We start from the raw sequence: 12,992 nt of genomic DNA on the forward strand, positions 1-12,992 counted from the left end.
CCCGCCGTCCCAATAGAGCTCGCCGTCGATCTCCACGGCCGGAAAGGCGGGGGGCAGGGCGCCGCTGGCCAGGATGTGCTGGGGGCCGATGACGTGGGTGGCGTTGTCGAAATAGGCGAAGTTGCCGGTGCGCACGTTCACGGCGCCGACGCTGAAGCGCATCTCCCGGGCGTTGATCCGGTCGAAGTCGATCAGCCTCTCCAGCGACTGCTTCAGGGGCGTGGTGTCGTACCAGCTGGTCGCCTCGGGCGTGCCCGGCGCGCGCAGGAAGGGCGGGGGCATGCGCGGGGTGAAGAAGCCCGGCGCTCCGGCGCCGAGCGTCTGGCCGGCTGAGAGCTGGTTGAGCCAGCCGCGGACCATCCCTTCGGCCAGGCCGACGGTCCAGAGGTCCGACCAGCCGGCCTCGCTGACCATCTCCCAGAAGGCGCGCAGCCTTTCTATGCGCCGCCCGCGCGGGTTGCCGGCGATGATCCCGCTGTTGATCGCTCCGATGGAGATGCCTGCCACCCAACTGGGCTCGACGCCGGCGTCCAGCAGGGCTTCGTAGACGCCGGCCTGGTAGGCGCCCAGCGCGCCGCCGCCCTGCAGCAACAGGGCCACGCTTTCGAACGCCGTCCCCGTGTCGTGGGCGCTGGCCGCCGGCGCGGCGTCCCGCTCAGCCGCCAGCGGGCTCCGCGTGTCGTTCATGATCGCCGTCCCATGCGCCCCCGCTTATGCCTGATCCTGGTTGCGTGCGTAACGGTCTCGAAGGCCCATTCGTGGACGAAATCCGCTCAAGACGCCCGGCATGGGCGCATCCGCCGCAAGTTTATTGCGGTGCGGCGCTTTCGGTCCCATCGACAGATTCCCATTTGGCGGCTAAATTCGCGCGTTTGCGCTAAGGCGGTCCATCCAGGTCGGGTCGGGCCGCACTTGGCGTTGCGGGTGTAGGTGTAGGGACGAGAGAATGGGTTTCTCCCGGCAAGGTCTGTACGATCCGGCGAACGAGCATGACTCGTGCGGCGTGGGCTTCGTGGCCAATATCAAAGGCCGCAAAACTCATGATGTGATCGAGGCCGGCCTGAAAATCCTGGTCAACCTCGACCACCGCGGCGCGGTCGGCGCCGACCCGCTCGTCGGCGACGGCGCCGGGATTCTGATTCAGATTCCGGACGCGCTCTATCGCGAATGGGCGCAGGGCGCGGGCGTGACCCTGCCGCCCGCCGGCGAATACGCCGTGGCCATGTGCTTCCTGCCGCAGGACGACGAGGCGCGCGCCGCCGCGGTCCAGCAGTTCGAGCACTTCCTGGCGGTCGAGAAGCAGCCGCTGCTCGGCTGGCGGGACGTGCCGATCAACACCCACGGCCTGGGCGAGGCGGTGCTGGCCTCGATGCCGGTGGTCCGCCAGTGCTTCATCGGCCGGGGACCCACGATCCGCGACCAGGACGCCCACGAACGCAAGCTGCTGGCGGTGCGCAAGCAGATCCAGAACCCGCTCGCGGAGCTGGCCGTCAAGCGCAACATGCCGGGCCTGTCGCAGCTCTACATCCCGTCGCTGTCGACGCGCACGGTGGTCTACAAGGGCCTGCTGCTCGCCGACCAGGTGGGCTCCTTCTATGAGGACCTGAAGAACCCGCTGGCCCAGACGGCGCTGGCGCTGGTCCACCAGCGGTTCTCGACCAACACCTTCCCGTCGTGGAAGCTGGCCCACCCGTACCGGTTCATCGCCCACAACGGCGAGATCAACACCGTGCGCGGTAACGTCAACTGGATGAACGCGCGGCGCCGCTCGATGGAGAGCGAGCTGCTCGGGCCGGATCTGCACAAGATGTGGCCGCTGATCCCGCACGGCCAGTCCGACACCGCCTGCCTCGACAACGCGCTCGAGCTGCTGGTGGCCGGCGGCTATCCGCTGGCGCACGCGGTGATGATGCTGATTCCGGAGGCCTGGGCGGGCAACCCGCTGATGGAGCCGAAGCGCAAGGCCTTCTACGAGTACCATGCGGCCCTGATGGAGCCGTGGGACGGGCCGGCGGCGGTGGCCTTCACCGACGGCCGCCAGATCGGCGCGACCCTCGACCGCAACGGCCTGCGGCCGGCGCGCTTCCTGATCACGGACGACGACAATGTCATCATGGCCTCGGAAATGGGCGTGCTCGACGTCCCCGAGGAGAAGGTCGTCCGCAAGTGGCGCCTGCAGCCGGGCAAGATGCTGCTGATCGACATGGAAGCCGGCCGCATCATCGAGGACGAGGAGATCAAGGCCAGCCTCGCCGAGGCCGAACCCTATGAGCACTGGCTCTCCGAGACCCAGTTCAAGCTCGAGGAGCTGTCTCTGGGCGAGGCGGGCCACCCGCCGCTGGCGAACGATCCGTCCGGCCTGCTCGATCGCCAGCAGGCCTTCGGCTACACCCAGGAGGACATCGCCTTCTTCCTGGAGCCGATGGCCCGCAACGGCGACGATCCGGTCGGCTCGATGGGCTCGGATACGCCGATCGCCGTGCTCTCGGCGCGGCCGAAGCTGTTCTACGAGTACTTCAAGCAGAACTTCGCCCAGGTGACGAACCCGCCGATCGACCCGATCCGCGAGGAGCTCGTCATGAGCCTGGTGTCGATGATCGGCCCGCGCCCGAATCTGCTCGGCCGCCAGGCCGGCACGCACAAGCGCCTGGAGGTGTCCCAGCCGATCCTCACCGACGAGGACCTGGCCAAGATCCGCTCGATCCACGAGCTGCTCGACGGCGCCTTCCGCACCGCGACGCTGGACGCGACCTGGCCGGCGGAGGCGGGCGTCGATGGCCTCGAGGAAGCGATCGAGCGGCTCTGCCAGGAAGCCACCGAGCAGGTGCTGGCCGACGCCAACATCCTGATCCTCTCGGACCGCGCGGCCTCGGCCGACCGGATCCCGATTCCGGCGGCGTTGGCCACGGCGGCGGTGCACCACCACCTGATCCGTCAGGGCCTGCGCATGCAGACCGGCCTCGTCGTCGAGACCGGCGAAGCGCGCGAGGTGCACCATTTCTGCGTGCTGGCGGGCTACGGCGCCGAAGCCGTCAACCCGTACCTGGCCTTCCAGACCCTGGAACAGATCCGGGTCGAAAGCGGCCTGCCGCAAAGCGCCTACGAGGTCCGCAAGAACTTCATCAAGGCGATCGGCAAGGGGATCCTGAAGGTGATGTCCAAGATGGGCATCTCCACCTATCAGTCCTACTGCGGCGCGCAGATCTTCGACGGCGTCGGCCTGTCGTCGGAGCTGGTTGAGAAATACTTCACCGGCACCGCGACGACCATCGAGGGCGTCGGCCTGGCCGAGATCGCCGAGGAAAGCGTCCGGCGTCACCGCGACGCCTACGGCGACAGCCCGGTCTACAAGAACATGCTGGATGTGGGCGGCCAGTACGCCTACCGCATCCGCGGCGAAGCCCACGCCTGGACGCCGGAATCGGTGTCGCGGCTGCAGCACGCCGTGCGCGGCGCCCTGCCGGACGAGTACCGGAACTTCTCGCGCTCGATCAACGAGCAGAGCGAGCGGCTGCTCACCCTCCGCGGCCTGATGCGCCTGAAGCCGGCCGACCAGCCGGTCCCGCTCGACGAGGTCGAACCGGCCTCGGAGATCGTCAAGCGCTTCGCCACCGGCGCCATGTCCTTCGGCTCGATCAGCCGCGAGGCGCACACCACGCTGGCGATGGCGATGAACCGCATCGGCGGCCGCTCGAACACCGGCGAAGGCGGCGAGGAAGCCGACCGCTTCAAGCCGCTGCCCAACGGCGATTCGATGCGCTCGGCGATCAAGCAGGTGGCCTCGGGGCGTTTCGGCGTCACCGCCGAGTACCTGGTCAACGCCGACGACATCCAGATCAAGATGGCCCAGGGCGCCAAGCCCGGGGAGGGCGGACAGCTGCCCGGCCACAAGGTCGACCGCAACATCGCCCGCGTCCGTCACTCGACGCCGGGCGTGGGCCTGATCAGCCCGCCGCCGCACCACGACATCTATTCGATCGAGGATCTGGCGCAGCTGATCCACGACCTGAAGAACGTCAACCCGCGGGCCCGCATCTCGGTGAAGCTGGTCTCGGAAGTGGGCGTGGGCACCGTGGCCGCGGGCGTCGCCAAGGCGCGCGCCGACCATGTGACCATCTCCGGCTTCGAGGGCGGCACCGGCGCCTCGCCGCTGACCTCGCTGACGCACGCGGGCTCGCCGTGGGAGATCGGTTTGGCCGAAACCCAGCAGACCCTGCTGCTGAACGGCCTGCGCACGCGCATCGCCGTCCAGGTCGACGGCGGCCTGCGCACCGGCCGCGACGTGGCGGTGGGCGCGCTCTTGGGCGCCGACGAGTTCGGCTTCGCCACCGCGCCCTTGATCGCGGCCGGCTGCATCATGATGCGCAAGTGCCACCTCAACACCTGCCCGGTGGGGGTGGCGACCCAGGATCCGGTGCTGCGCGCGCGCTTCACCGGCCAGCCGGAGCACGTGATCAACTACTTCTTCTTCGTGGCCGAAGAGCTGCGGGAGATCATGGCCGAGATGGGCTTCCGCACGCTGAACGAGATGATCGGCCGGGTGGACCGGATCGACATGCGTCCGGCGCTCGACCACTGGAAGGCGCACAACGTCGACCTGTCGAAGATCCTCTACTCGGCGCCGGCGGAAGCGGCGAAGGGCCTGTGGAACATGGACCGCCAGGACCATGGCCTGGGCCGCGCGCTCGACCACAGCCTGATCGCCGACGCCAAGGCGGCGCTGGAGGAGGGCAAGCCGGTCAGCGGCGTGTACGAGGTGCGCAACATCAACCGCACCATCGGCGCCATGCTCTCGGGCGAGGTGGCCAAGCGCTACGGCCACGCCGGTCTGCCGGACGATACGATCCAGCTGAAGTTCCTCGGCGCCGCCGGCCAGAGCTTCGGCGCCTTCGCCGCGCGCGGGGTGTCGCTGGAGCTGTCGGGCGACGGCAACGACTATGTCGGCAAGGGCCTCTCGGGCGGGCGGGTGGTCGTGCGCCAGCCGCAGGGCTCCAAGCGTGAGCCGACGCGCAACATCATCGTCGGCAACACGGTGCTGTACGGCGCGATCGCGGGCGAGGCCTATTTCGAGGGCGTCGCCGGCGAGCGGTTCGCGGTGCGCAACTCCGGCGCGGTGGCGGTTGTCGAAGGCGTGGGCGACCACGGCTGCGAATACATGACCGGCGGCGTCGTGGTCGTGCTCGGCGACACCGGCCGCAACTTCGCCGCCGGCATGAGCGGCGGCGTGGCCTATGTCTACGATCCGGAAGGCCGGTTCGCTGCGCTTTGCAACCCCGCCATGGTGGAGCTGGAGAAGATCGGTCCGGCGACGCCGGCGACCGCCGCGGACGAGGGGCAACGCCCCTCGCAGCGCGCCGTCTCGGTGGAGAACAACGGCATGGGCGACATGCTGCGGTTCGACGCCGAGCGCCTGCGGATCCTGGTCGAGCGGCACCACCTGCACACCGGCTCGAAACGGGCCGCCGAGCTCCTGGCCGACTGGGACCAGGCGCTGGCCGCCTTCGTCAAGGTGATGCCGACGGACTATCGCCGCGCGCTCTTGGACCAGGCGGCGCAGCGCAAGACCGCCGCCGTCGCCGCCGAGTAATCGCGTTTCACGCCACACCCTTCCCCGTCCGGCTAAGGCGCCGGGCGGGCGCAAGGACAGTCTTTTTGATCAGAGCCTCTCGCTCCCTCGCGCGGCCCCAAGCGCGGGCGGAGGAGGCTCCAGAGTTTTGGAGACCGACCGATGGGCAAGCCCACCGGCTTCCTCGAGATCGACCGTCGTGACCGCGGCTATGACCCGCCGGCGGAGCGCCTGAAACATTACAAGGAATTCGTGCGTCCCCTGGCGACGGCCGACGTCAGCCAGCAGGCCTCGCGCTGCATGGACTGCGGGATTCCGTTCTGTCACCAGGGCTGCCCGGTGAACAACCAGATCCCGGACTTCAACAACCTGGTCTACCGGGACGGCTGGCGCGCGGCGCTGGAGAACCTGCAGTCGACCAACAACTTCCCGGAGTTCACCGGCCGCATCTGCCCCGCGCCCTGCGAGGCCTCGTGCACGCTGAACATCGAGGACACCCCGGTCACCATCAAGACGATCGAGTGCGAGATCATCGACCGGGGTTGGCGCGAGGGCTGGATCGCGCCGCAGCCGAGCCCGCGCGGCACCGGCAAGCGCGTCGCGGTCGTGGGCTCCGGCCCGGCGGGCCTGGCCTGCGCCCAGCAACTCGCCCGCGCCGGCCACGCGGTCACGGTGTTCGAGAAGAACGACCGGATCGGCGGCCTGCTGCGCTACGGCATCCCCGACTTCAAGATGGAGAAGCATCACATCGACCGCCGCATCAAGCAGATGGAGGCGGAGGGCGTGATCTTCCGGACCAACTTCGAGGTGGGCGCCGCGGTCTCCGTGCCGCGCCTGCTCGACGACTATCACGTGCTGATCATGGCCGGCGGCGCCGAGGCTCCGCGTGACCTGCCGGCGCCGGGCCGCGAGCTCGACGGCGTGCACTTCGCCATGGATTTCCTGACCCAGCAGAACAAGCGCAACGCCGGCGACCCGGAGAACGTCGCCGCGCCGAACGGCACGCTGACCGCCAAGGGCAAGCACGTCGTCGTCATCGGCGGCGGCGACACCGGCTCGGACTGCATCGGCACCTCGAACCGCCACGGCGCGCTGTCGGTGACGCAGCTGGAGATCATGCCGCGCCCGCCGGAGAAGGAGAACAAGCAGCTCTCCTGGCCGGACTGGCCGCTGAAGCTGCGGACTTCGTCGAGCCACGAGGAAGGCTGCGAGCGCGACTTCGCCGTCCAGACCAAGCGCTTCATCGGCAAGGGCGGCAAGGTCACGGCGATCGAGTGCGTGCACATGGAATGGGTCGCCGCCGACGACGGCCGGATGCAGATGCGCGAGGTCGAAGGCTCGGAGTTCGAGCTGAAGGCCGACCTCGTCCTCTTCGCCATGGGCTTCGTCGGCCCGCGCAAGCCAGGCCTTGTCGAGCAGGCCGGCGTCGACCTGGACCCGCGCGGCAACGTCAAGGCCAACGTCGTCGACTACCGCACCTCGGCGCCGAACATCTTCTCCTGCGGCGACATGCGCCGCGGTCAGTCCCTGGTGGTCTGGGCGATCCGCGAGGGCCGCCAATGCGCCCGCTCGGTCGACGAGTACCTGATGGGCGCGACCAGGCTGCCGCGGTAAAAATCTCCCTGCCCATCAAGGGAGGGAGGCTTTCACCGCCTTGACCAGCCGCTGCGCGCGGTCGCTCCAGCGGTGTTCGGCCATGGCGCGGCGGGTGCCGGCGCGGGCGACGCCGGCGGCGCGGGCCTGGTCCTCGACCAGGTCTCCCAGCAGGTCCGGAGCGTTCGCCAGCTTCGGCCAGGGGAAGGTGACGATCTCGCGGCCCTCCTTGAAGGCCTCCTCATAGTAGCGGTTGGCGTCGGAGAAGACCGCCGCGCCGGCGCACATGGCGGTGAACACCCGCTCGTGGCCGCCGGCGACGAAGCCGTTGTTGATGTTCAGCACCACCCGCGCGCGCCTGAGCGTGTGCAGGGTCTCGGCGAAGCTGCCGACGCCGCCGTAGACGAAGCTCGGGTAGCGCTCGGCCAACCCCTCCCAGCCGGCGCCCCACAGATGCAGCGGCAGGCCCGCCTGGCCCAGCCGGTGGATCAGGGCGTCGCGGTGGTAGGCCTCGGCGTAGGACTGCGCCAGCGTCAGCTGCGGCATCAGGGCGACGAGCAGGTCCCGGCTGAGCTCGGCGCCGACATCGCGCAGAGTTGCGCGCAGCCCATCCAGCAAAGGCAGGCGCGCGTCGGCCGTCATCCGCGCGACGAGGCTCTCCGCCAGCACCTTGCTCGCACCCTCCGGCCACTCGCGCCAATAGGCGCTCGGCGCGCCGCGATAGGTGCCGGTGAACATCAGCGGAATGTCGCGCCGGGCGAAGGTCTCGTCGGAGAGGTCGGGCGGTTCCGGCAGCGCGTTCGCGCCCGGCGGAAGGAAGCCCAGCTGGCTGAAGTTCGCGCCCGCCCCGATCGCATTGACGAACGGAATGTGGCTGCGGTCGAGGAAGAAGCAGACGTTCCTGCGGATCGGCGTCTGGATGCGCGCGATGTGATGGACCGGGTGGTCGACGTAGATCGAGGCGTAGACCACCCCCAGGACGTCATAGATCGTGCCGGCTTCGCCCCTCAGGTCGGCGCCCACGCCGCTGAAGCCGAACAGGCAATGCGGCGCGGGCTGCAGGGCCGCGTTCAGCTGCTGCTGGCGGTCGTCCGCCGCCATGTCGGCGATCACCGCCTCGTGGCCGGCCTCGATCAGCGCCTGCGCCAGCTGGTCGACGTGCAGCCGCAGCGATCCGTACTGGGACAGGCCTTTGAGCAGGACGAAGCGCACGGCGGACCTCGAGCGACGAACGGTCCTTAGTCTGCCGATTCCATATCCTGGGGGAGGTTGCGGCCGTTTGTCCAAGGCCGCGCTGGAACAAGGCCCGTTCCACAGCCATTGCACCACTTGCGGAGGATGCTGCGTGCGGCGGCGTCCGCGGCGAGCGGGGCGCCCGCCGCTGCTCTCCGTCTGACCGGAGTAGGGCGATGAGCCTGGAGCCCACGCCGGGCCATGCAGAACGCATGCCCGCGACTCATCTGCCGCTGAACCGGCCGGGCGCGCCGCAGCGGCCGAAAGTCGAGTGCTGCATCGGCGAGACGGCCATCCGCGCCTATGACATCCGTGGCCATGCCGGACGCGACATCGACCGCGCGGGCGCCTATGCGCTGGGGCTCGCCTATGCGGGCGTGGCGCGCGAGGCCGGCGTCCAGCGGGTGGGGGTCGCCCGCGACGGACGGCTCAGCTCGCCGACCCTGGAGCAGGCGCTGGTCTGGGGCCTGATGGACGGAGGCATGCGCATCGAGCGGCTGGGCGTGGGGCCCACCCCGATGCTCAGCTTCGCGCTGCGCGAGCATGGCCTGGGCGGGGCGATCATGGTCACCGCCTCGCACAACCCGGCCGAGGAGAACGGGTTCAAGATCATGATCGGCGAGCAGCGCCTGCACGGCGAGGCGCTGAAGAAGCTGGTGCGCAGCCCCTGCGTGCCCGACGTCTGCGGCTCGGCCCGGCGGCTGGCGGTCATCGAGGCCTATGTCGACGAACTGGCGCGCGCGGCGCGTGGCATGGCGCCGCTCAACGTCGCCTGGGATTGCGGCCATGGCGCGACCGGACCGGTCGTGGAGCGGCTGACGGGGCTGATCCCTGGCAAGCACACCCTGATCAACACCGAGGTCGACGGCGCCTTTCCAGCGCATGATCCCGATCCGGCTGCGCCGGAGAACCTGTCGCAGCTGGCCGAGGCGGTGATTGCGGGCAGGTGCGACCTGGGCGTGGCCTTCGACGGCGACGGCGACCGGCTGGGGGTGGTCGATGCGGAGGGGCGGATCCTGTGGGCCGACCAGCTGTTGCTGCTGCTGGCGCGGGACCTCTTGGCGCGCGAGCCGGGCGTGGTCGTGGTGGCGGATGTCCGCTGCTCGAAGGTGCTGTTCGACGGTGTCGCTGCGGCGGGCGGCCGTTGCGAGCTCTCGCCGTCGGGCTATGTGCTGCTGCGCGAGACCATGGCGCGGTCCAAGGCGCAGCTCGGCGGCGAGCTCTCGGGGCACATCCTGTTCGACGACGGCTGGGGCGTCGTGGACGACGCCGTCTACAGCGCCATCCAGACCTTCCAGGCCGTTTCGCGGCTGCGCGGCGGCCTGAACGGCTTCCGCGACAGCCTGCCGCCGAGCTTCGTCACCCCGGAGCGGCGGCTGCCGTGTCCGGAGGGGCGCAAGCACGCGGTGGTGGACGAGGTCGCCGAGCGCCTGGCCGGGGAGGGCGCGGTGTTCGATTCCCGGTTCGGCGTGCGGGTCGAAAGCCCGGACGGCTGGTGGCTGCTGCGCGCCTCCGGCACCGAGCACAAGCTCACTTGCCGCTGCGAGTCCGCCCATCCCGACGGCCTGGACCGCCTGCGGGACGAATTGAAGCGGTACCTGAAGATGAGCGGCATAGAGGCAGAAATTTGAGTGGCTTGCATCAAATATCGAAGAGCGCGAACTCCACCCCGAGCCTGCGGTTCAGCACCGGCCGGGCGACGTTATAGACCGGCACGCCCCGGGGCGTGCGGCCCTCGTAGACGCCGGAGTGGGCGTGGCCATGCAGGACGCAGCGGACGCCGTCGAACCGGTCGATAGTCTCGCCCATCCGGGCGGACCCCAGGAAAGGGAAGATCTCCGGCGGCTCGCCCTCCAGCGTCGCGGCGATCGGCGAATAGTGCAGCACCACCACGGTGCGCTCGGTCTTCAGCATGCGAAGCGAGCTCTCCAGCTTCAGGTTCTCGTCGATCGAGGCCTGGACGAAGGCCTTGATCGCCGGCTCGCCGAAGGCGGAGAGCATGTTGCGGCCGTAGCCGCCGATGAAGCCCTTGCCGCCGGCGAAGCCGACGCCCTCGATCTCGTAGGCCTCGCCGTCGAGCAGCTTGACGCCGGCCTCGTGCAGGATGCGGGCGACCTCCTGCGGCTGGCCGCATTCGTAGTCGTGGTTGCCGAGCACGCCGACCACCGGAATGGTGCAGGCCGCCAGATCCGCCGCCAGGATCTCCGCCTCGGGCGTCTTGCCGAAATTGGTGAGGTCGCCGCAAAGCGCCAGCACGTCGGCTTCCCGACTGACGCGCGCGAAGAGCTCACGGTAGGGTCGTTCGACGTTCTCGCCGACATGAAGGTCGCCCAGAGCCGCCAGCCGGATGGCCGCGCGCGGCGGCGCCGCCGTCTCGGGGGGAAGGTCAGCATCGTCAGGCGATAGGCTCATGCCGCTCCTCCAGGCCCTTTCCGACCACGTCGGCGAAGCCCCATTCGGTGATGTCGGTGACGTAGTCGCGCGGGCTGAACAGCCGGCCGCGGCAGACCTTCACCCGCGCCGGCGGCAGGCCGACCTGGGCCTGCAGGCGGGCGGTGAGCTCCTCCATCAGCCCGCGCGGGATCAGGTCGCGCTCGGTCGGGTAAATGAAGCGGAAGTTGAGGAGGTGGGTGAGCAGCACTTCCCAGTAGGGCTCCATGTAGCGGAGCAGGGCGGCCCAATCGATCCGGTCGTGGGCGCGCAGGATGACGTGGGCCACGTCCGCTCCGTCGTAGCGGTAGCGGTCCTGAATGAACATCTTCGAGACGATCAACTCGGTCGGCGGCGTGATCCTGGCCTCCGAGCCGTAGACCTCGATGGTCGGGTTGTCGTGGAACCAGTCGTCGGTGATCGGCGCCGTGCCGTTCGACATGGCGAAGATGACGTCGAAGAACCGCTTGTCGCACCAGACCTTGGCGATCCAGCGCTCGTCCTCGACCTCGGCGCGATAGCCGCGCTGGCCGAAGTAGGCGAGGATCTTCGGGAAGTCGCCGGCCTTGCAGAAGACGTCGAGGTCCTTGGTCGGCCGCACGATGCCGGTGTAGGCGGTGACCGCGTAGGTGCCCGACAGCAGGAACGGAATCTTGGATTCGTTCAGCAACCGGAGGCTGTCGGCGTAGAACGCCTCGGCTTCCGGAGGCGGTTCGAACGCCGCGGCGTCATGGGTCTGCGACATGGGGCGCGGCGTCCTGATCGGCCTCGGGCAAAAGCCCCAGGTTGGAAACGGAGGCCATGTCGGGCGGTTCCGGAGCCTGCGGCCACGGTTGCGATCGCGTCTGGTAGCGGTTGTTTTTACTATGTTTTTGGTCTACCCAAACTCGGCGGACGAGCGGCGCCTTGCATTTTGGGCCCGGGATTCAATAATCGATTTGATCCTTCCCTCGGATCCCGCAGTTTTTTTCTGTGACGCTGGAACCCAAGTCTCGGATTGGTTGTTCACCTGCTCAGGGCGGGGGTGTGTTTCGTTGTGCCGGCTTGGCCCGCCGGCGGCGGCGCACGGCCCCAAAACGCCACGATATGTCGTTTCGGGGAAAACATGCCGCAATCTGACGTGACGTCGTCGACCAACGCGCAAAACGCCGCCAGGTCGAAAGGCTCCGCGCGCACGCGCAAGGCCGAAGCTCCGCTCGAGACAAGGGAGTTGCTGGCGGCGCTCCGAGCGTTCCGCCGCGGCGACTTTTCGGTGCGCCTGCCCAAGGGGCTGACCGGCGTCGGCGGGGAGATCGCCGAGGCTTTCAACGACGTGGTCGAGCTGAACGACCGCATGACCAAGGAGTTCGACCGGCTCGGTGAGGCGGTGGGCCGTCAGGGCCGGATCAATCACCGGGCCAAGCTGCCGGGCGCGCAGGGGTCGTGGGCCGCCAGCGTCGACTCGGTCAACGCCCTGATCGCCGACATGGTGCACCCGACCGCCGAGATGGCGCGCGTGATCGGCGCCGTGGCCAAGGGAGACCTTTCCCAGACCATGGACCTGGAGAACGAGGAGCGCCCGATGCGCGGCGAGTTCCTGCGCACCGGCAAGGTCGTGAACACCATGGTGGGCCAGCTCGGCTCCTTCGTGTCGGAGGTGACCCGCGTGGCGCGCGAGGTCGGCACCGAGGGCAAGCTGGGCGGCCAGGCGCAGGTGAAGGGCGTGGCCGGCGCCTGGAAGGACCTGACCGACAACGTGAACCTGATGGCCGCCAATCTGACCGGCCAGGTGCGGAACATCGCCGAGGTGACCACCGCCGTCGCCAACGGCGACCTCAGCCGTAAGATCACCGTGGACGTGAAGGGCGAGGTGCTGGAGCTGAAGAACACCATCAACACCATGGTGGACCAGCTCAACGCCTTCTCGTCGGAAGTGACCCGGGTGGCCCGGGAAGTGGGTACGGAAGGCAAGCTCGGCGGCCAGGCGCAGGTGCCCGGCGTCGACGGCACCTGGAAGGATCTGACCGACACTGTGAACGTCATGGCGGCAAACCTGACCGAGCAGGTGCGCGGCATCGTGAAGGTGGTGACCGCGGTCGCGAACGGCGACCTGACGCAGAAGCTGATCGGCGTCGACGCGAAAGGCGAGATCGCCGCGCTCGCCGACACCATCAACAACATGACGACGACG

At 69.0% G+C, this 12,992-nt stretch carries 8 protein-coding genes; 4 read left to right on the forward strand and 4 right to left on the reverse strand.

Annotated features, from left to right (window positions below; translation table 11 throughout):
- Positions 1–687: patatin-like phospholipase family protein (locus VJS38_RS09540; RefSeq protein WP_324087918.1), on the reverse strand; the 687-nt coding region annotated here is incomplete at its 3' end.
- 259 nt (positions 688–946) lie between these two features.
- Here VJS38_RS09540 and gltB point away from each other — a divergent pair.
- Positions 947–5,587, forward strand: a complete 4,641-nt coding sequence (gene gltB / locus VJS38_RS09545; RefSeq protein ID WP_324087919.1) for a glutamate synthase large subunit — start codon at positions 947–949, stop codon at positions 5,585–5,587.
- Between the two features lie 141 nt (positions 5,588–5,728).
- Entirely contained in the window at positions 5,729–7,180 is a 1,452-nt protein-coding gene (locus tag VJS38_RS09550; protein WP_324087920.1) for a glutamate synthase subunit beta, read from the forward strand.
- Positions 7,181–7,195: 15 nt separating this feature from the next.
- Here VJS38_RS09550 and VJS38_RS09555 read toward each other — a convergent pair whose 3' ends face one another.
- Entirely contained in the window at positions 7,196–8,371 is a 1,176-nt protein-coding gene (locus tag VJS38_RS09555; protein ID WP_324087921.1) for a glycosyltransferase, read from the reverse strand.
- A gap of 197 nt (positions 8,372–8,568) precedes the next feature.
- Between VJS38_RS09555 and VJS38_RS09560 the strand changes: the two genes are divergently transcribed.
- A complete protein-coding gene (locus tag VJS38_RS09560) occupies positions 8,569–10,023 on the forward strand; it encodes a phosphomannomutase/phosphoglucomutase (RefSeq protein ID WP_324087922.1) in 1,455 nt (484 codons plus the stop codon).
- Between the two features lie 10 nt (positions 10,024–10,033).
- Here VJS38_RS09560 and VJS38_RS09565 read toward each other — a convergent pair whose 3' ends face one another.
- Both VJS38_RS09565 and VJS38_RS09570 read right to left on the reverse strand, forming a co-directional pair.
- Positions 10,034–10,804 (reverse strand): metallophosphoesterase family protein, encoded by a 771-nt coding sequence (locus VJS38_RS09565; RefSeq protein ID WP_324087923.1) that lies wholly within the window; start codon positions 10,802–10,804, stop codon positions 10,034–10,036.
- The gene (locus tag VJS38_RS09570) at positions 10,788–11,567 is read right to left on the reverse strand and encodes a hypothetical protein (RefSeq protein WP_324087924.1); all 780 of its coding nucleotides are present in this window, start codon (positions 11,565–11,567) and stop codon (positions 10,788–10,790) included. The genes VJS38_RS09565 and VJS38_RS09570 overlap by 17 nt, the downstream gene beginning before the upstream one ends.
- Before the next feature lie 360 nt (positions 11,568–11,927).
- Here VJS38_RS09570 and VJS38_RS09575 point away from each other — a divergent pair.
- Positions 11,928–12,992: HAMP domain-containing protein (locus VJS38_RS09575; protein WP_324087925.1), on the forward strand; the 1,065-nt coding region annotated here is incomplete at its 3' end.

The sequence above is a fragment of the Phenylobacterium sp. genome (genome assembly GCF_035276905.1).
GTDB lineage: Bacteria > Pseudomonadota > Alphaproteobacteria > Caulobacterales > Caulobacteraceae > Phenylobacterium.